This window comes from Pseudonocardia sp. EV170527-09 (assembly GCF_008369905.1).
GTDB lineage: Bacteria > Actinomycetota > Actinomycetes > Mycobacteriales > Pseudonocardiaceae > Pseudonocardia.
Window position 1 is genome coordinate 1 of the sequence record NZ_VRMC01000109.1, and the last position, 17,050, is coordinate 17,050.

The following is a 17,050-nucleotide window of genomic DNA, read 5'->3' on the forward strand; positions in this document are numbered from 1 at the left end:
GGACCCTGGCCGACGGCTGGGCCTACGCCCGACTCTATGAGTCGACCCGCCAACGCAACGACGCCCTACCCGGCTGGCTGCACTTCTACAATCACCACCGCGCTCACTCCGCCATCGGCGGCCAGCCACCAGTCACCAGGCTGACCAACCTCCCTGGACATCACATCTAGTCGTGCTCGACCGCAACCCGGACGCGGTGAAGCTGGCGCTGGAGATCGGCGCCGACGACGGCATCGTCGCCGACGGCGGCCAGGTCGACGAGGTCCTGTCGCGCACCGGCGGGAACGGCGCCGAGGCCGTCATCGACTTCGTCGGCGAGGGCGGCTCCACCGCGCAGGGCCTGGCGATGACGCGGCGCGCCGGGGACTACCACGTCGTCGGCTACGGCGAGAACGTCGACGTCCCGACGATCGACCTGATCTCGGCCGAGGTGAACGTGGTCGGCAACCTGGTCGGGTCCTACAACGACCTGTGCGACCTGATGGAGCTGGCCGGGCGCGGGCGGGTCACGCTGCACACCACGAAGTACGCCCTGGACGACTTCCAGTCCGCGCTCGACGACCTCGACGCGGGGAAGGTCAGGGGACGCGCCATCCTGGTGCCCTGACCTGCTGGTCCGCCCGCGGTCCCGTTCACGACGGCCCGTACCGGTGACGCCGGAGCGGGCCGTCGTGCGTTCCGCGGAACGCGGTGTCACGCCCTCGGTCCGCGTTCCGCGGAACGCGGTGGTCGGACGTCCCGAGGGCGCGGCCGCGGACCGGTCAGGCGGCGCCGCGGCCGTCGAGCCGGGCCTGCACGGCGGCGGTGATCCGGGCGAGCGCGATCACGTCGTCGTCGGAGAGGGCGTCGAAGACCAGCTCCCGCACGGTCTCCACGTGCCCGGGCGCCGCGGCCTCGATCGCCGCCCGGCCCGCTCCGGTGAGCACGACGTAGTTGCCGCGGCCGTCGTCGTCGCACTCCTCGCGGGCGACCAGGCCGCGCTTCTGCATCCGCGCGAGGTGGTGCGACAGCCGGCTCTTCTCCCAGTCGAGCAGGCCCGCCAGCTCCATCGCGCGGCAGCGCTCGTCGGGCCGGTCGGTCAGCGCGACGAGCACGTCGAAGTCCGCGAGCGAGAGCCCCGAGTCCGCCTGCAACCGCCGGTGCAGCTCGGCGTGCAACCGTGCCTGCATCCGGAGCAGCCCTCGCCAGGCCGTCTCTTCGCGCTCGTCCAGCCACCGTGTCACGGCTGCAGGGTACCGGAATAGTTGACGCGTCATCCATGTTGGTGCAGGATGTAGATGACGGATCAACTACTGGAGGAAGCCGTGCAGTTCGGAGTCTTCTCGGTCAGCGACATCACGCCGGACCCGACGACCGGCGCCACCCCGACCGAGGCGCAGCGCATTCAGGACGTCCTGACCATCGCCCGGCACGCCGAGCAGGTCGGTCTCGACGTCTTCGCCCTCGGCGAGCACCACAACCCGCCGTTCTTCTCCTCGTCGCCGACGACCACGCTCGGTTACCTCGCGGGTGTCACCAGCACCCTGCAGCTGTCCACCGCGACCACGCTGATCACCACGAACGACCCGGTGAAGATCGCCGAGGACTTCGCGATGCTGCAGCACGTGGCGGGCGGCCGCGTCGACCTGACGCTCGGGCGCGGCAACACCGGCCCGGTCTACCCGTGGTTCGGCCAGGACATCCGGCAGGGGATCAACCTCGCGATCGAGAACTACGCACTGCTCCGGAAGCTGTGGGACACCGAGGTCGTCGACTGGGAGGGGCGCTTCCGCACCCCGCTGCAGGGCTTCACCTCGACCCCGCGTCCGCTCGACGGCGTCGCGCCGTTCGTCTGGCACGGCTCGATCCGCAGCCCCGAGATCGCCGAGCAGGCCGCGTACTACGGCGACGGCTTCTTCCACAACCACATCTTCTGGCCCGCGTCGCACACCAAGCGGATGGTCGAGTTCTACCGGAAGCGCTGGGAGCACCACGGTCACGGACCGGCCGACCGCGCGATCGTCGGCCTCGGCGGCCAGGTGTTCATGCGTCGCAACAGCCAGGACGCGGTGCGGGAGTTCCGGCCCTACTTCGACAACGCCCCGGTCTACGGGCACGGGCCCTCGCTGGAGGACTTCACCCGTGAGACCCCGCTGACCGTCGGCAGCCCGCAGCAGGTCATCGAGCGCACCCTCGGTTTCCGCGAGTACGTCGGCGACTACCAGCGCCAGCTGTTCCTCATCGACCACGCGGGCCTGCCGCTGAAGACCGTGCTGGAGCAGCTCGACCTGCTGGGCGAGGAGGTCGTGCCGGTGCTGCGCAAGGAGTTCGCCGCGCTGCGTGCGCCCGGGGTCCCGGACGCGCCGACCCACGCCTCGCTGGTCGCCGCCCGCACGCAGGAGAAGAGCACGCGGGAGAAGCAGGAGGTCGCGTGATGACCACACGCAGGATCGTCGTGCTCAGCGCCGGGTTGTCGACGCCGTCGTCGACCCGGCTGTTGGCCGACCGGCTCGCCGCCGCGGTCACGACCGCGCTGGCCGACCGGGGCGAGCAGGCCGAGGTGCAGGTCGTGGAGCTGCGCGAGCACGCCCGCGACCTCGCCGACCACCTGGTCGCCGGCTTCCCGAACACCGCGCTGGCGCCGGTGCTGGAGTCCGTGGCCGCCGCGGACGCGGTCGTCGCCGTGACGCCGATCTTCTCGGCGTCCTACAGCGGCCTGTTCAAGACCTTCGTCGACGTGCTGGACCGCGACGCGCTCACCGGCACCCCGGTGCTGCTCGCCGCGACCGGCGGCACGGCGCGGCACTCGCTGGCACTCGAGCACGCGATGCGCCCGCTCTTCGCGTACCTGCGGGCGGCGACCGTGCCGACCGCGGTGTTCGCCGCGCCCGAGGACTGGGGCGCGACCGAGGTGGGCACCACACTGGAGAGCCGCGTCGAGCGGGCCGCCGGGGAGCTGGCGGCCGCCGTCGCGGCCCGGCCCGCCGCCACCCGCACCGACGCCTTCGACGACGTCCCCGACTTCACCGCACTGCTGAAGGGTTGACCACGATGACCGAGACCAGCAGCTCCACCGACACCCCGACCCCGACCGGCGCCCCCACCGGCACCGACACCGCGGCCCTCGACGCCGCGCGCGACCGGATCCGCTCCGCCCACCTGAAGCCGGTGGGCCAGCGGCCGGCCTCGACCGCCCGCGGGCTGCACCACACCGCCCTGGTGAGTTCGGACGTCGAGCGGACCGTGCGCTTCTACCAGGACGTGCTGGGCTTCCCGCTCACCGAGCTGATCGAGAACCGGGACTACCCCGGGTCCTCGCACTTCTTCTTCGACATCGGCAACGGGAACCTGCTCGCGTTCTTCGACTTCCCGGGCCTCGACGTCGGCCCCTACGCCGAGGTCCTCGGCGGTCTGCACCACATGGCGATCAGCGTCGAGCCGCAGCGCTGGGACGAGCTGGTCGCCCGGCTCACCGAGGCCGGGGTGGAGCACGAGGTGCACTCGGGTGTCTCGGTCTACTTCCGCGACCCCGACGGCGCCCGCATCGAGCTCATCGCCGACCCGCTGGGGGAGATGTACGGCCAGCACGTGCTGTGACACCAGCTCCGACACGTGCTCCGGGCGGGGCGCGTCACCGGCGCACGCTGACGTGGACGTGGTCGAAGTGCCCGCCGGTGGCGTCGGCGGGGTCGTAGACCCCGCCGCCGTCGTAGGGCCTGCCCCAGTTCTCCCGGCCCTCGCCGGAGTCCCCGGTGCCGCGGTACCAGATCCGGCCCTGCCAGATCACGTACCGGACCCGCAGCTCGGAGGCGTTCTCACGCAGCCAGGTCGCGACCGCCCAGCCGTCCTCCAGGTCCTGCCCGGCGGGGAAGTCGCCGTAGCCGGCCGGGAACGCGTCGCACGCCCGTCCGGCGGGGTGGTCGCTCGACGGGTTCCACGCATGCTCCGACCAACAGGTGATCGCCCGTACCGGTGCCGACGGGCCGGGCTCGCCGAACCGCTCGACGAGGGCGTCGTGCAGGCGCAGCGCGGACGGGGTGAGGCAGCCCGCCGTCGTCGGGTCGGGCTGGTCGCACTGCTCCGGCGGGGGCGGGTCGACCAGGTCGCGCAGGTCGTCGGCGGTGAACCCGCGGCTCCCGGCGAACCACGCGAGCCCGCCGACGAGCAGGGCCAGCACGAGGAGCACACCCAGAGCGGGGGTGATGCGGGTCTTCACAGGGGGTTTCGTCCGTTCCGTCGGAGTCGGTTCCAGCCTACGGCGGTGACACCGGCCCGTGCGGCGGCCAGGATCGGCGGGGCACGTCCACGGAGCAGGGGAGCCGCCATGTCGACCGCCGTCAGCACCGACCTGCTCGACCGGCCGGGTGCCCGCATCACCTTCGACGTGCGCGGCTCCGGCCCGCTGCTCGTGCTGGCCGGGTCGCCGATGGGCGCCGGACCGTTCGGGCCGCTGGCGTCCTGTTCGCCGACGACCACACCGTCGTCGCGCACGAACCGCCGCTGGAGGCGCTGCTGCCCGACGCCGCCGAGCGCCGGACCGCCACCGACGAGATCGTCCGCACCTACCGGGAGCACGGCCCTGCCGCGGCCTGGGGGCTCTTCCTGGCCTCCGCCGGACTGCCGGCCGTGGCGCCCGAGGAGGTGCCCGAACGCACCGCCCTGCCCGCGGCGGGCGACGAGGCGACCGCCCGGCAGGCCGCCGACGAACGGCACTTCTTCCTGCACGAGATGCGCGAGACCGTGCGGTGGGCGCCCGACCTGGACCGGCTGCGCGACGCCCGGATCGCCGTCGGGATCGGCGACACCTCGGCCGGGCAGCTGTGCGACCTGACCTCGCGGGCCCTCGCGGCCGGGCTGGGCCGCGCACCGGAGCCGTTCCCGGGCGGTCACGTCGGGTTCGTCGAGGATGCGGCGGCGTTCGCACGACGGCTGCGGGAGGTCCTGTCCCGCGCCTGACAGCGGCTACGTCGCCTGCACCGACCACTCCGCCGTCGACCCACGGCTGGGCAAGACGGACGACCTCAGTTCCCGAACGGGGTGCCGCCCCCGAACAGCGGCGAGGTGCCCAGCGCCGCGCGGAGCTCCAGGAACGCCACGAGCCCGTAGACCGCCCCGGCCAGGAACACCAGGCAGGACAGCGACACCAGCACGTAGGTGACGACCCGCAGCACGGTGAGCGCGGTCCCGTCCCGGGCGACGGTCACCGGGGCCGGCACGGCCGCCGCGGTCACCGGGCGCCGCGTCGTGGTGACCGGACCGGTCGCCTCGACGCCCGGTCCCGCCGGTGCGGCCGCCCGGGCCGGGGGACCGGTCTGCTCGGCGAGCCCGGCCTGCGTCCGGTCGGCGGTCCGGGCGGACGCGCCGAAGCGGGCCGCGGCGGCCTCGGCCACCGTCGCCGGACGACGCCCGCCGGACTCCGACGGGGACCGCGGGACCGGAACGGCCCCCGTCCCTGCCCCGGTTCCGACGGCGGTGCGCTCGGCGACCGCGGTGCCGCCCGTCTCCCCGTGGACCGGGTGCTCGTCCCGGCCGTACGCGGCGGCGGAGTCAGCGGTCGGCGCGGCGGTCGGCGCGGCGTCGTCCCAGTTCGTGTCGTCCCAGTTCGTGTCGTGCGGGTCCGGATCGTGGCGGTCCGCATCGTGCCGGGCGGTGTCGTCCTGCTCCGAGGTGGCCGGGTAGGGCGGACCGCCGTCGATCGAGGTCCCGCCGCGGGTCTCGGGGTCGCCGTACTCGCCGTAGGCGGCCCGGGCCGGGGCGACCGGCTCCTCGGGCATGCGGTGCGCGGCCCGGGCGTACGCGTCGTACCCGCCGTCGTCGGGACCGTCACCGCTCGTCTGCGACCCGCCGGCCTGCACGGGTGCGCCGTAGCCCTCGTAGCGCATCGGTGCGGCGTACCCGCCACGCCCGACGGTCGGCTGCGGCCCGGTCCCGCCGTACAGCTCGCCGAAGCCCTCCGGGTCGGTGGGTGTCGCCCGCTCCACCGGCCGCGACGATCGCAGGTCCGGGTAGCCGCCCTGGTAGGAGTCCTCGGGGAACTCGTGGTCGTCGAACCCGTGCCGCGGCCGCGGCGACGGCCGTGCGCGGTCGGCGTCGGCACCGCGTGGGCCGGGGCTGGGTCGGTGCTGCGGGCCGGTCATGGCAGGACCTCCGGGGTACGGCGTCACGGTCGGCGACACGTGCTGTGTCACGTCTACCGCCGGACGTACCCACGGCGTTAGCCCTGTCGACCTACAGTCACCCGGTCCGGCGAGGTGAAATCACCGGGTGTACACCCCGGTCGGGGAATCGTGGTATCCCTTCGCCCCGACGACGTCGGCCAGCGGGCTGCGGGGCGGCCCGCCCTCCCGCACCCGCGCGACGACGGCGTCGACGTCCCAGATCGGGGTCCAGCCGAGCTCGGCGACCGCCCGGTCCGGGCAGTACACGCGGTCCACCGGCGGGACCGACCGGCCGCGTTCGGCCAGCAGCGCGGCGAGCGCCGGGGCCCGCCGCTCCAGCACCGCGGCCGGGTCGCTGCCCAGCTCGGCGAGGTCGGACCGGCGGAACGGCGACGGCGCGCTGACCACGTAGCGGGCGAACCCGAGCTCGGGCGCCCGCCGGGCCGCGGCCAGGTGCGCGGACACGACGTCGGCGACGTCGACCCGCCGGTGGCAGAACTCCACCAGCTTGAGCGTGGTGTCGTCGTGGGCGGCGCGGACGTCGTCGCGGTCGTCGGCCTCGGGGAAGAACCGTGAGGTCCGCAGCACCACCACCGGCAGCCCCGGGTCCAGCGCGGCCAGCTCGCACAGGTCCTCGGCGGCGGTCTTGGTGGCTCCGTAGACGTTGCGGACCCGCGGCACCACGGTCTCGTCGATCCAGGTCGCGGGCCCGCCCGGTGTCGGGGTCAGCGCACGGCCGAACGCGCTGGTCGAGGACGTGAACACCACGCCCCGCACACCCGCGGCGGCGGACTCCTCCAGCACTGCGAGGGTGCCCGACACGTTCGTGTCGACGAAGTCCTGCCTGCTGTGCGAGCCGACGTGCGGCTTGTGCAGCGTCGCGGTGTGCAGGACGTGGGTGACCCCCCGCAACGCCGACCGCAGGGCGTCGCGGTCGGTCAGCGACGCGACGACCGCGGTCCACGGCGAGGGCCGCAGGTCCAGGCCGACGACGGGCACCCCGTCGCCGGTCAGGGTGCGGATCAGCGCCTCACCGAGGTGGCCGGAACTGCCGGTGACGAGAACACGTTCCACCCCACCAGTGAACCCGCTCAGGCAAGCAGGTTCCGCAGCTCGGTCACCGCCGCCCGCAGCTCCCTGGCGAACGTGTGCATTCCCTCGGCCTGGTCGGCCGGGGTGGACAGGTGCACGTGGAAGCGGTCGGGCAGCAGCACGTAGGCGACCCCGATGCAGCGCGAGCTGGTCGAGCCGAACCCGAAGTACCGGATGTTGTCCGACGGCGCCGAGCTGGTCGACAGCCAGTCGTCGCGCATGATCGTCCAGCCGGGGGAGTCGAACACCGCGAGCTGCTCGGTGACGCCCAGGTCCGCCCCGCGGCGACGCCGGATCCAGTCCAGCTCCCACAGGTGCTGCTCGGGTGCGTCGCCCTGCTGGCACTGCTTCGCGCGGGCGCCGTGGGCCGCGGCGGCGGCCCGGAAGGTCTCGACCTTGTCGGCGTCGGACGCCTGCGGGTCGTCCATCGTGTCGACGAACGCGACCATCTCGGGGGTGACGACCCGCATCGCCTCGGTGCGGCCGCGCCGGAACTGCCGGGTCGCGATCGACTCGTAGGTGGCGCCGGTGACGCCCTTGGCCCGCCGGTGCGCGACCTGGTAGCAGGCCTGCACGAAGGCGTCGGGGGAGCACTTCAGGGACTTCGCGTCGTCCGCGCCGAAGTCGTCGAAGGCGACGAGCTCGGTGGCGGTGGCGTCGAGGAACGCGGCGAACTCGTCGTGCGCGCGGGAGACGGTGGCGCGCAGGTCGTCGTCGAGGACGAACCGCAGCCGCCGTGCGGCGGAGTCCCCTGCGGGCGGGTCCCGATCCGCTCGGCGTGCACCTCGACCGAGTCGGCGAACATGGCGTCGACCAGGGTGAGCACGGTCGTGCCGTCGAGCTCGCAGTGCTCGATGTTGACCCCGGCGGTGCCGTCGGCGAGCACGACGATCGACAGCGCCTTGTCGAACCAGCGGTCGCCGGAGTCCCCCGCCAGCAGGGTCCGCGCGGCGGACTCCTCGTCGGCGGGGTCGGTCTCGTCCAGGCAGACCGCGAGCAGCGCCCGCTCCACCAGGTCGACGGCCTCGGCGTTGGCCGGGTCCAGCCCGGTCAGCCGGTCCCGCACCGCGGCCCACTCGGCCCTGGCCAGGGTGGTCAGCGCGCCGACCGCGTCGCCGGTGGCGGCCCGCTCGGGGTGGGCCTCGCGGATCTCCCGCAGCGCGTCCGCGATCTCCCCGGCGGTGTGCGCCGCCCCGTCCTCGCCGATCACGTCGAGGCGGTGGATCCGGCCGCGGTGCAGCACCACGACGTGCCGCTCGGTGGACGGGCCCGGCCAGTCGTCGCTGTAGGGGGTGCGCACGGTGTCCTGCGGGTCGCCCGGGATGCGGGTGGTGGAGAAGATGTGGCGGCTCTGGTCCATCGACTGCGCCACGCCCCGGTTGACCAGCGGCGGGAACGTCCCGGCATCGAGGTCGGCCTTGTGCCCGAGGGCGGCCACGGTGAGCTGCGCGGCCCGCTCGCACGGGTCGGTGGTGGTGCCCGGCCCGAACAGGAAGAAGAAGTTCGCGTTGAGCGCGATCCGGTCGCGCCGGCCCAGGTAGCGCGACGGCCAGAACGCGTCCAGCCAGCTGTGGGCGCCGGCGTCGAAGCGTTCGAGGTCGGCCTGCAGCACCGACGCCGGGCCGCCCTCGACGAGCAGCTCGCGGGCGGCGGTCTCGGTGCGGGCGTACTCGTCCGGGGTGAGCAGCGGGGCGCACCACTCGAGGAAGCGGCCGACCGAGGCGGACAGCGTCGGGAGCGGCACCTTCGGCAGGTCGTCGTCGGCCGCGAACGTGGTGGTCACGCCCATCAGTCCAGCAGCCCGTCGACGCGCACGGCGCGCGACCCCCCGTGTTCGGACAGTGTCCTCCCGAACAGCTGGCGGGTGCGGGCCGCGCTGCCGACCACCCCGGGGCGGGTGCTGTAGGAGAAGATCGCCGTGTGCCGGGCGGTCTCGCCGCGCACCTCGGTCACCCGGTGCAGCGAGTACCGGCCGCGGAACAGCTGCAGGTCACCGGGGCGCAGCACCAGCCGTCGGACCCGGGCGCCGCCCCTCCCGTGCAGGACCTCGGCGACGTCGGCGGTGTTCTCGGAGGTGGTGTCGCGGATGTCGGGGCAGTACTCGAAGACCCCGCCGGCCTCCGGCGCGCGGGTGAGCAGGCTGATCGCGATCTCGTTGGTGTCGAAGTGCCACGGGTGCGACCGGCCGTCGCCGACGACGTTGAGGCACAGCCCGGCCAGCGGGTCCGCCAGCTCGTGCAGCTCGGGCACGCCGGTGCAGGCGGCGAGGAACGCGCGGAACGCGGGCTGCGGGTAGAGGCGGTGGATCAGCGCGGCGGCCGGGATCCGGTCCCGCGCGACGAAGGCGTTGCCCCGCTCCATCCGCACCCGCGCCGGGTGGTCGGCGGGCAGCGTGGGGTCCGGGTCGGTGTTGTAGACGTTGACCACGGCGGTCTCGTGGTGCGCCAGCGGGGCGACCGCCTCGCCCTCGGTCCGCAGCCGGTCCCGCCACGACGCCCGGACGAACCCGGGGAGCACCGCGCAGCCGTCGGCGGCGAGCTGGGCACGGGCCCGGCGGACCGCGTCCTCCCAGCCGGGCGAGCCCGGTTCGTGCACCGGGTAGCGCGTCAGGTCGACCGGGTCGAGCTCCTGCGGGGCCGCGAGTGCGGACGGCTGCACGGATCAGCTCCTTCGTGCCCGGGCAGCACCGGTGCTGCCCGCGGTGTCACCGTCATCCAAACCCGATCGGTGTCGACGGATCAACGGTGAGTGACCGAATGATCAGATTCCGTGTGCCGTGGGAGGCTGTTCTTGCGAGAGGGAACCCCGGCGGAGGATGGTTCGTTGATTCCGTCGGCGAGCGAGGAGGCTGTCATGGGAGCTATGAGCCCCACCCACTGGTTGATCGTGCTGGTCCTGCTGTTCGGCGCGAAGAAGCTCCCGGAGATGGTGCGGTCGGTCGGTCGGTCCAGCCGGATCCTGAAGAGCGAGATGCGTGGCCTGCGCGACGACGACGAGCGCCCGGGGGAGATCGGCCCCGGCGGCGCGACCCGGGCCGACACCGAGGTCCGTGACCCCGGCACCCGGCAGCCGGGGGCGGCGGAGGCCACCGCTCGTCCCGAGCCCGGCCCCGAGACCCACCGGGCCTGACGCCGCAGGACGGACGACGCATGACGGTGCTCGTGACGGGGGCCAGCCGCGGGGTCGGCGCGGCCACCGCCCGGCTGCTGGCCGCGCGCGGCCAGGACGTCCTCGTCGGGCACCGGGCCTCGCCGGAGGACGCCGCGGCCGTCGTCGCGGAGTGCCGGGCGGCCGGGGTGAACGCTGCCGCGGTCGCCGCGGACGTCACCCGCACCGAGGGCGTCGAGCAGCTGTTCGACGCGGCGGCGGCCCTGCCGTCGCCGCTGACCGGGGTGGTCGCGAACGCCGGCGGCGCCCCCTCGCGGCAGCGCCTCGAGGACATGAGCGACGCCCGGATCGACGAGGTCGTCGCGCTCAACCTGCGCGCGGCACTGCTCTGCTCGCGCGAGGCGGTGCACCGCATGTCCACCCGCTACGGCGGTGCGGGCGGGGTGCTCGTGCACGTCACCTCCCGCGCGGCGGTGCTCGGCTCGCCCGGCGAGTGGAACGACTACGCGGCCGCGAAGGCCGGGGTCGAGGCGCTCGTCGTCGGGCTCGCGAAGGAGGTCGCCGCGGACGGGATCCGGGTGGCGGCCGTCCGGCCGGGCCTGCTCGACACCGACTTCCACGCCAGGGCCGGCGAGCCGGGGCGGATCGAGCGGATGGCGCCGTCGATCCCGATGGGCCGGGCCGGTCACCCCGACGAGGTGGCGACGGCGATCGCCTGGCTCCTGTCCGACGAGGCCAGCTACGTGACCGGCGCGGTGCTGGACGTGTCCGGCGGGCGCTGACCGGCGGGTCGGGAGCCCGGCGTCAGCCCGGCGTCGCGGGTCCACCGGCGCGGGTCGGGGCCCGGCCGGCGGTGGGGGAACGGACCGGCTGTGGGCGGCGGTCGGCGGCGGCGCTCAGGAGGCGGCGCGGGCCGAGCGCCCGAAGCCGATCCGTCCGCGGCGGCGGGCACGACGCCCGGCCCCGGAGGTCTCGGCGCACAGCAGGCATCCGTCCCCGGGCGGTGAGGCCAGCGACGCCGGCAGCACCACGTGCCCGCAGAGCGCGGTGCAGTGGCCGGTCCCGGCGGCGAGCGAGTCGGCCAGGACCGCCTGTGCCACGACGTGGCTGCGGCTGTCCCGGGCGCAGGTGACCGTGACGGTCTGTCCCTCGTCCGGTGCGGTCACCACGGCCACGGGGCGCGTACTGGCGGGTGTCACCGACACGACAGCTCCTCCGGGCACGGTTCGACGGAGTAGCCATCGTCACCCCGCAGCGGTGCAGATGCAAGTGCATCCGCACGATTGGCCGAACGTGCGGCCGGGTGGTGGCGCAGCGTGGTGAGCGCCACGTCGGAGACCTCCGGCCGCTCCGGGCCGGGTCCCGGAGCCGATCGGACGGGCCGGTGATCACGGTGTCTTCCAGGGCGGACACCGGGTGTCGCGGCGTCGGCGTCCATTGTGGCGCCGATCACGTGGATCATGGCTCCGGGGGTCGCCGCACGTCGTCAGCGGCTGCATCGAGCGCCCGACGGCACTAACCTCGCCAGTCATGACCGCTCCCGAACAGGCTCCTCCTCGGGCGTCCACGGTTCCGGACGGAGACGCCGCGACCGGCGCATCCGGCCCGGCGGCCGACGCCGACGGTGACCATACGTACGAGATCGGCTCCCCGGTCCCGGCGGACGGGGTGGACATGTGGCGGCTGGCGGTGGAGTCGCGGACGCTGGACGTGAACTCCCGCTACGCCTACATCCTGTGGTGTCGCGACTTCGCGCGCACCTCGGTCATCGCCCGGCGCGACGACGGCCGTGCCGTCGGCTACGTGACCGGCTACCTGCGCCCGGAGAACGGCGCCCTGTTCATCTGGCAGGTGTGCGTCGACCCGGTGGCACGCGGGGCGGGCCTCGCCGGTCGGATGCTGGACGCCGTCTGGGAGCAGGCGGTCGCCGTGGGCGGCGCCGAGCGGATGGAGACCACCATCACGCCGGACAACGCCTCGTCGATCCGGCTGTTCACCAAGTTCGCCGAGCGCCACGACACGACCATCGAGCGGGAGGACCTGTTCGGTCCCGACCTGCTCGGTGACTCCCACGAGCCGGAGAACCTCTATCTCATCGGCCCGATCGCAGCAGACAAGGGTGAGAACACATGACCGTTTTCGAGGATCTCGAGTCCCAGGTCCGCAGCTACTGCCGCAACTGGCCCGTCGTCTTCGACACGGCGAAGGGGAGCCGTCTGACCGACGTCGACGGCAACTCCTACCTCGACTTCTTCGGCGGCGCGGGCGCGCTGAACTACGGACACAACCCCGAGGTGCTGAAGAAGCCACTCATCGAGTACCTGACGCGCGACGGCATCACCCACGGCCTGGACATGTACACCTCGGCCAAGGGCGAGTTCCTCACCACCTTCGAAGAGATCATCCTCAAGCCGCGGAACCTGCAGTACAAGGTGCAGTTCCCCGGCCCGACCGGCGCCAACGCCGTCGAGTCCGCGCTGAAGCTCGCCCGCAAGATCAGCGGTCGCGAGGCGCTGATCAACTTCACCAACGCGTTCCACGGCATGACGCTGGGCGCGCTGTCGGTGACCGGCAACTCGATGAAGCGCGGTGGCGCGGGCATCCCGCTGGTCCACTCGACGCCGATGCCGTTCGACAACTACTTCGACGGCAAGATGCCCGACTTCCTGTGGTTCGAGAAGGTCCTCGACGACACGGGCTCCAGCCTCAACGAGCCGGCCGCCGTCATCGTCGAGACCGTGCAGGGCGAGGGCGGGCTCAACCCGGCCCGCATCGAGTGGCTGCAGGGGCTGCGCGACCTGTGCACCCGCAAGGGCATCCTGATGATCGTCGACGACGTGCAGATGGGCTGCGGCCGGACCGGTCCGTTCTTCTCGTTCGAGATCGCCGGCATCCAGCCCGACATCGTCACGATCTCCAAGTCCATCTCCGGCTACGGCCTGCCGATGGCACTCGTGCTGATCAAGCCGGAGTACGACCAGTGGGGCCCCGGCGAGCACAACGGCACCTTCCGCGGCAACAACCCCGCGTTCGTCACCGCCACGCACACGCTGCGCAACTGGTGGACCGACGACACGCTGGAGAAGGAGACGCTGCGCAAGGGCGAGAAGGTCGAGGAGGCCTTCAACAAGATCATCGGTGACAACCAGGGCACCGAGATGTTCACCAAGGGCCGTGGGATGGCGCGGGGCATCCAGTTCGAGGGCGAGGGGCTCGCCGAGAAGGTGGCCTCGAAGGCCTTCGAGCACCGCCTGCTGCTGGAGACCGCCGGTCCGAACGACGAGGTCCTCAAGCTGCTGGCGCCGCTCACGACCACCGACGACGAGCTCGACGAGGGTCTTGCGATCATCGGCGAGTCCGTCCGCACCGTCATCGGGAGCTGATACCCACATGATCGTCCGCACCATCGACGAGATCACCGGAACCGATCGGGACGTCGAGTCCGAGAACGGCCAGTGGCGCAGCAAGCGGATCGTGCTGGCCAACGACAAGGTCGGTTTCTCGGTCCACGAGACCACCCTGCAGGCCGGGACGATCAACGACTTCTGGTACGCGAACCACATCGAGGCCGTCTTCATCACCGAGGGTGAGGGAGAGCTGTACGACAAGGACAACGACGTCACGTACCAGCTCAAGCCGGGCTCGATCTACGTGCTGAGCGGCCACGAGAAGCACCAGCTCCGTCCGAAGACCACCATCAAGTGCGTGTGCGTCTTCAACCCGCCGGTCACCGGCCGGGAGGTGCACGACGAGAACGGCGTGTACCCGCTGGTCACGGAGGACTGAACCTCCGTCCCGAGATCACCACCGCGAGGGGTGTTTCCGCTGTGTTACAGCGGGAACGCCCCTCGCGGTCGTTCATACGACACCCGTTCGAAGGGGAACCGAACCGACAGCGACTCACAGGAGGGTCCATGACCGCACTGGTCGGCAACGAACCGCGTCTCGTGCGCGCCGCGGGTGACCGCTACCCGACGCGCGTCTCGAACACCCCGGTCTTCATCGACCGCGCCGAGCCCACCGTCTGGAGCGACCGGGCGAGCGCGGGCATGTTCGGCGCCCAGGAGCTGGAGGCGCACGAGCGCGACGGTTTCGTGCAGGTGCCGGGCCTGCTGACTGCCGAGGAGGTCGCGGAGTACCAGGCCGAGCTGGACCGGCTCGCCGCCGACCCGCAGGTGCGCGCCGACGAGCGCTGCATCGTCGAGAAGTCCTCCGACGAGGTCCGCTCGATCTTCGAGGTCCACCGGATCTCGGAGGCGATCGGCCGGCTGGTGCGCGACGAGCGGGTGCTCTCGAGGGCCCGCCAGATCCTCGGCTCCGACGTCTACGTCCACCAGAGCCGGATCAACTACAAGCCCGGCTTCGGCGGCGGTGGGTTCTACTGGCACTCGGACTTCGAGACCTGGCACGCCGAGGACGGCATGCCGGGCCCGCGTGCGGTCAGCTGCTCGATCTCGCTGACCGACAACCACCCGTTCAACGGCTGCCTCATGATCATGCCCGGATCGCACCGGACCTTCGTGTCCTGCGTGGGCGAGACGCCGGAGGACTACTACCGGACGTCGCTGAAGGAGCAGAAGATCGGCACGCCCGACGCACGGTCGATCGCCAAGCTCGCCGAGCGGCACGGCATCACGATGATGACCGGCGACGCGGGCGGGGCGACGTTCTTCGACTCCAACTGCATGCACGGCTCCGGCGACAACATCACGCCGTACCCGCGGTCGAACATCTTCCTGGTGTTCAACAGCGTCGAGAACGCGTGCGTCGCGCCGTTCTCGGCACCGCGGCCGCGGCCGTCCTACATCGCGGCCCGGGATCACACCCCGATCCGCTGAGCGGCCCACCGAGCACCGCGACGTCGTCGTCCCGCGGGAGTACCGCGGGACGACGACGTACGGCTCACGCGTCCTGCAGCGGAGCCAGCTGAGGACGCTTGGCGTGGTAGTCGTCCCAGGTGCTGGTGCCGCGCAGGCGCCGGCGCAGGAACGGCATCACGTGCTGGGTCACCCACCGCAGGTCCTCGGCCTGTCGGGCGGTCCACGGCGCGGGCTCGACCGTCGGCTCCGGCCACGGGCCGCGCCAGTCCGGCGCGTCCTCGCCGAGCGTCTCCAGCACCCGCCAGGCGACCCGCTCGTGCGCGTGCGGCACCAGGTGCAGCCGGTCCGGGCCCCAGGCCCGCGGGTCGGCGAGGCAGTCCATCGCCCACAGGTCGACGACGCGGCAGCCGTGCCGTTCGGCGGCGGCCCGCATGTCCTCGTTGTAGCAGGCGATCCGGCCCCGCAACCTGCGGATGAGCGGGTGCATCCGGCGCAGGTCGAAGCCGGTGAAGATGAGCACCTCGGCCCCGGTGGCGACCAGCCTGCCGAGCGCGGCGTCGAAGCGGGCGGCGAGATCGTCGACGTCGCAGCTCCAGCCGATGATGTCGTTGCCGCCGGCGCAGAAGGTGATCAGGTCGGGGCGCATCGCCTCGGCGACCGGGATCTGCTCGTCGACGATCTGGTCCAGGACCTTCCCGCGCACCGCCAGGTTGGCGTAGCCGAAGCCGGGGCGGCGCTCGGCGAGGATCTCGGCGACGCGGTCGGCCCAGCCGCGTGCCCTGCCGTCCGGGGTCAGGTCGTCGAGGCCCTCGGTGAAGCTGTCCCCGATCGCGACGAAGCTCCGGTGCTGTGCGCGCCCCTGATCGTGTCGCTGCGTGGCCATCGACACCGCCCCCTCCCGGTCCGTGATCCTGATGCGTGCCCATCTGTTGTTCACCGCAACGAAGCGCGGCGTTACAGCGATGATCACCCTCTCCGGGCCCGTACGCCAATCGGATCCGTCGACCTGTGGCCCGAGATAGGGCACCCTTAGTCAGGTGACACCCGATCCCGCTTCCCGCACCGCGCCCCGGGAGGACCCGCGGCTGGCCGAGCTGCTCGGCGGCCGGGCCGGTGCCGTCGACGCCTCGGTCCCGGTCGTCGCGTTCGTGCTCGCCTGGGTGGTGGCGAACGCCGCGGGGTCGCTGTTCCCGATCAACTGGGGCGCCGGCGCGGCGATCGTCGCCGGGGCCGGGGTGGCCGCATGGCGGTTGTACCGGGGGCGGCGGCCGCGCGCGGTGCTGTTCGGGCTGGCCGGGGTCGTCGTCGCGGCCGCGATCGCGCTGATCACCGGGCGCGCGTCGGACTTCTTCCTGGTCCAGATCGTGTCCAACGTCGGCAGCGCCCTGGCCTGGGCGATCTCGATCGTGGTGCGCTGGCCGCTGCTGGGGGTGGTGGTCGGCGGACTGCTGGGCCAGCGGACCCGGTGGCGGCGCGACCCGGACCTGCTGCGCGGGTACCAGCGGGCGTCCTGGGCGTGGGTGGCGCAGTACGTCGTGCGGCTGTCGGTGTTCCTCCCGTTGTGGGCGGCCGACCAGGTGGTGCTGCTGGGCGTCGCGCGGACCGTGCTGAGCCCGTTGCTGGTCGGGCTGAGCGTGCTCGTGTCGTGGCCGTTGCTGCGTACGGCGCTGCCGGGCGATCACCCGGGCATTCGTCACCCCCGGTGACGTTGCCCGACAACCGGTGACGGTAGAATCGTGATCTTCCCGTGATCTTTGCGCGATCGTGTGAAGGTCACCACATCGGGTGATCGTTCGGCGCAGTCGCTGCGTCCCCGGACGTTCCCCCGGCGGCGATCCGCCTGCACCGACGATCACTGCAAGGAGCCATGCCACACCAGCGCCCCCCGGAGCC

21 protein-coding genes and 1 pseudogene are annotated in these 17,050 nt (G+C 72.8%); 13 read left to right on the top strand and 9 right to left on the bottom strand.

The window, feature by feature from the left end; genetic code table 11:
- Both FVA95_RS24620 and FVA95_RS24625 read left to right on the top strand, forming a co-directional pair.
- A partial coding sequence (locus FVA95_RS24620) for an integrase core domain-containing protein (protein ID WP_149663856.1) occupies positions 1–170 on the top strand: 170 nt, incomplete at its 5' end.
- Positions 167–607: pseudogene (locus tag FVA95_RS24625) on the top strand (zinc-binding dehydrogenase); the annotation flags it as partial. The gene FVA95_RS24620 and the pseudogene FVA95_RS24625, both read left to right, overlap by 4 nt.
- A 154-nt stretch (positions 608–761) precedes the next feature.
- Here the strand turns inward: FVA95_RS24625 and FVA95_RS24630 are convergent.
- Positions 762–1,223, bottom strand: coding sequence for a MarR family winged helix-turn-helix transcriptional regulator (locus FVA95_RS24630; RefSeq protein ID WP_149666271.1), 462 nt, complete (start codon positions 1,221–1,223; stop codon positions 762–764).
- 81 nt (positions 1,224–1,304) lie between these two features.
- On the opposite strand from FVA95_RS24630, the gene FVA95_RS24635 reads away from it, so the two are divergent.
- The 3 genes from FVA95_RS24635 to FVA95_RS24645 are packed head-to-tail and all read left to right on the top strand — an operon-like array spanning position 1,305 to position 3,576.
- Complete coding sequence (locus tag FVA95_RS24635) at positions 1,305–2,414, top strand: LLM class flavin-dependent oxidoreductase (RefSeq protein WP_149666272.1); 1,110 nt, start codon at positions 1,305–1,307, stop codon at positions 2,412–2,414.
- Positions 2,414–3,025, top strand: a complete 612-nt coding sequence (locus FVA95_RS24640; RefSeq protein WP_060714240.1) for a CE1759 family FMN reductase — start codon at positions 2,414–2,416, stop codon at positions 3,023–3,025. The genes FVA95_RS24635 and FVA95_RS24640 overlap by 1 nt, the downstream gene beginning before the upstream one ends.
- Positions 3,026–3,030: 5 nt before the next feature.
- The gene (locus FVA95_RS24645; RefSeq protein WP_240051709.1) at positions 3,031–3,576 is read left to right on the top strand and encodes a VOC family protein; all 546 of its coding nucleotides are present in this window, start codon (positions 3,031–3,033) and stop codon (positions 3,574–3,576) included.
- Between the two features lie 34 nt (positions 3,577–3,610).
- Here the strand turns inward: FVA95_RS24645 and FVA95_RS24650 are convergent, their stop codons facing one another.
- Positions 3,611–4,195 carry a hypothetical protein gene (locus tag FVA95_RS24650; RefSeq protein ID WP_149666273.1) on the bottom strand — a complete coding sequence of 195 codons (585 nt, stop codon included), beginning with the start codon at positions 4,193–4,195 and terminating at the stop codon, positions 3,611–3,613.
- Between the two features lie 410 nt (positions 4,196–4,605).
- Here FVA95_RS24650 and FVA95_RS33200 point away from each other — a divergent pair, with 410 nt between their 5' ends.
- Positions 4,606–4,935, top strand: a complete 330-nt coding sequence (locus FVA95_RS33200) for a hypothetical protein (RefSeq protein WP_240051710.1) — start codon at positions 4,606–4,608, stop codon at positions 4,933–4,935.
- Between the two features lie 65 nt (positions 4,936–5,000).
- On the opposite strand, the gene FVA95_RS24660 is transcribed toward FVA95_RS33200, so the two are convergent.
- From FVA95_RS24660 to FVA95_RS24675, 5 genes are all read right to left on the bottom strand, one after another.
- The gene (locus FVA95_RS24660; protein ID WP_149666274.1) at positions 5,001–6,116 is read right to left on the bottom strand and encodes a hypothetical protein; all 1,116 of its coding nucleotides are present in this window, start codon (positions 6,114–6,116) and stop codon (positions 5,001–5,003) included.
- Positions 6,117–6,236: 120 nt separating this feature from the next.
- Positions 6,237–7,211, bottom strand: a complete 975-nt coding sequence (locus FVA95_RS24665) for an NAD(P)-dependent oxidoreductase (RefSeq protein ID WP_149666275.1) — start codon at positions 7,209–7,211, stop codon at positions 6,237–6,239.
- Positions 7,212–7,228: 17 nt separating this feature from the next.
- Complete coding sequence (locus tag FVA95_RS34025; protein ID WP_368667360.1) at positions 7,229–7,936, bottom strand: choline/carnitine O-acyltransferase; 708 nt, start codon at positions 7,934–7,936, stop codon at positions 7,229–7,231.
- Positions 7,825–9,012: a choline/carnitine O-acyltransferase gene (locus tag FVA95_RS34030; RefSeq protein ID WP_368667359.1), complete on the bottom strand. Its 1,188-nt coding sequence runs from the start codon at positions 9,010–9,012 to the stop codon at positions 7,825–7,827. Before FVA95_RS34030 ends, FVA95_RS34025 begins: the two co-directional genes overlap by 112 nt.
- 5 nt (positions 9,013–9,017) lie before the next feature.
- A complete protein-coding gene (locus tag FVA95_RS24675; protein ID WP_149666276.1) occupies positions 9,018–9,887 on the bottom strand; it encodes an arpA protein in 870 nt (289 codons plus the stop codon).
- A gap of 204 nt (positions 9,888–10,091) precedes the next feature.
- Here FVA95_RS24675 and FVA95_RS24680 point away from each other — a divergent pair, with 204 nt between their 5' ends.
- Positions 10,092–10,358 carry a Sec-independent protein translocase subunit TatA gene (locus tag FVA95_RS24680; protein WP_370460882.1) on the top strand — a complete coding sequence of 89 codons (267 nt, stop codon included), beginning with the start codon at positions 10,092–10,094 and terminating at the stop codon, positions 10,356–10,358.
- A 20-nt stretch (positions 10,359–10,378) separates the two neighbouring features.
- Positions 10,379–11,119, top strand: coding sequence for an SDR family oxidoreductase (locus FVA95_RS24685; protein WP_075333946.1), 741 nt, complete (start codon positions 10,379–10,381; stop codon positions 11,117–11,119).
- A gap of 114 nt (positions 11,120–11,233) precedes the next feature.
- Here the strand turns inward: FVA95_RS24685 and FVA95_RS24690 are convergent, their stop codons facing one another.
- Positions 11,234–11,503, bottom strand: a complete 270-nt coding sequence (locus tag FVA95_RS24690; protein ID WP_145981543.1) for a hypothetical protein — start codon at positions 11,501–11,503, stop codon at positions 11,234–11,236.
- Between the two features lie 364 nt (positions 11,504–11,867).
- Between FVA95_RS24690 and ectA the strand changes: the two genes are divergently transcribed.
- The 4 genes from ectA to thpD all read left to right on the top strand — a co-directional run bounded on the left by ectA (position 11,868) and on the right by thpD (position 15,175).
- Positions 11,868–12,470: a diaminobutyrate acetyltransferase gene (gene ectA / locus FVA95_RS24695; RefSeq protein ID WP_149666279.1), complete on the top strand. Its 603-nt coding sequence runs from the start codon at positions 11,868–11,870 to the stop codon at positions 12,468–12,470.
- Complete coding sequence (ectB, locus tag FVA95_RS24700; protein ID WP_020625167.1) at positions 12,467–13,720, top strand: diaminobutyrate--2-oxoglutarate transaminase; 1,254 nt, start codon at positions 12,467–12,469, stop codon at positions 13,718–13,720. Before ectA ends, ectB begins: the two co-directional genes overlap by 4 nt.
- A gap of 7 nt (positions 13,721–13,727) precedes the next feature.
- Entirely contained in the window at positions 13,728–14,123 is a 396-nt protein-coding gene (locus tag FVA95_RS24705; RefSeq protein WP_020625166.1) for an ectoine synthase, read from the top strand.
- A gap of 128 nt (positions 14,124–14,251) precedes the next feature.
- A complete protein-coding gene (thpD, locus tag FVA95_RS24710) occupies positions 14,252–15,175 on the top strand; it encodes an ectoine hydroxylase (RefSeq protein WP_020625165.1) in 924 nt (307 codons plus the stop codon).
- Between the two features lie 64 nt (positions 15,176–15,239).
- On the opposite strand, the gene FVA95_RS24715 is transcribed toward thpD, so the two are convergent.
- Entirely contained in the window at positions 15,240–16,040 is an 801-nt protein-coding gene (locus FVA95_RS24715; RefSeq protein WP_149666280.1) for an SGNH/GDSL hydrolase family protein, read from the bottom strand.
- 154 nt (positions 16,041–16,194) lie between these two features.
- Between FVA95_RS24715 and FVA95_RS24720 the strand changes: the two genes are divergently transcribed.
- Positions 16,195–16,863, top strand: a complete 669-nt coding sequence (locus tag FVA95_RS24720) for a DUF3159 domain-containing protein (RefSeq protein ID WP_149666281.1) — start codon at positions 16,195–16,197, stop codon at positions 16,861–16,863.
- Positions 16,864–17,050 lie beyond the last annotated feature (187 nt).

Coding starts and splice junctions, on each gene's coding strand:
- FVA95_RS24640 (WP_060714240.1), top strand. CDS start 2,414: ATGACCACACGCAGGATCGTCGTGCTCAGCGCCGGGTTGTCGACGCCG.
- FVA95_RS24645 (WP_240051709.1), top strand. CDS start 3,031: ATGACCGAGACCAGCAGCTCCACCGACACCCCGACCCCGACCGGCGCC.
- FVA95_RS24660 (WP_149666274.1), bottom strand. CDS start 6,116: ATGACCGGCCCGCAGCACCGACCCAGCCCCGGCCCACGCGGTGCCGAC.
- FVA95_RS24680 (WP_370460882.1), top strand. CDS start 10,092: ATGAGCCCCACCCACTGGTTGATCGTGCTGGTCCTGCTGTTCGGCGCG.
- FVA95_RS24685 (WP_075333946.1), top strand. CDS start 10,379: ATGACGGTGCTCGTGACGGGGGCCAGCCGCGGGGTCGGCGCGGCCACC.
- ectA (WP_149666279.1), top strand. CDS start 11,868: ATGACCGCTCCCGAACAGGCTCCTCCTCGGGCGTCCACGGTTCCGGAC.
- ectB (WP_020625167.1), top strand. CDS start 12,467: ATGACCGTTTTCGAGGATCTCGAGTCCCAGGTCCGCAGCTACTGCCGC.
- FVA95_RS24705 (WP_020625166.1), top strand. CDS start 13,728: ATGATCGTCCGCACCATCGACGAGATCACCGGAACCGATCGGGACGTC.
- thpD (WP_020625165.1), top strand. CDS start 14,252: ATGACCGCACTGGTCGGCAACGAACCGCGTCTCGTGCGCGCCGCGGGT.
- FVA95_RS24715 (WP_149666280.1), bottom strand. CDS start 16,040: ATGGCCACGCAGCGACACGATCAGGGGCGCGCACAGCACCGGAGCTTC.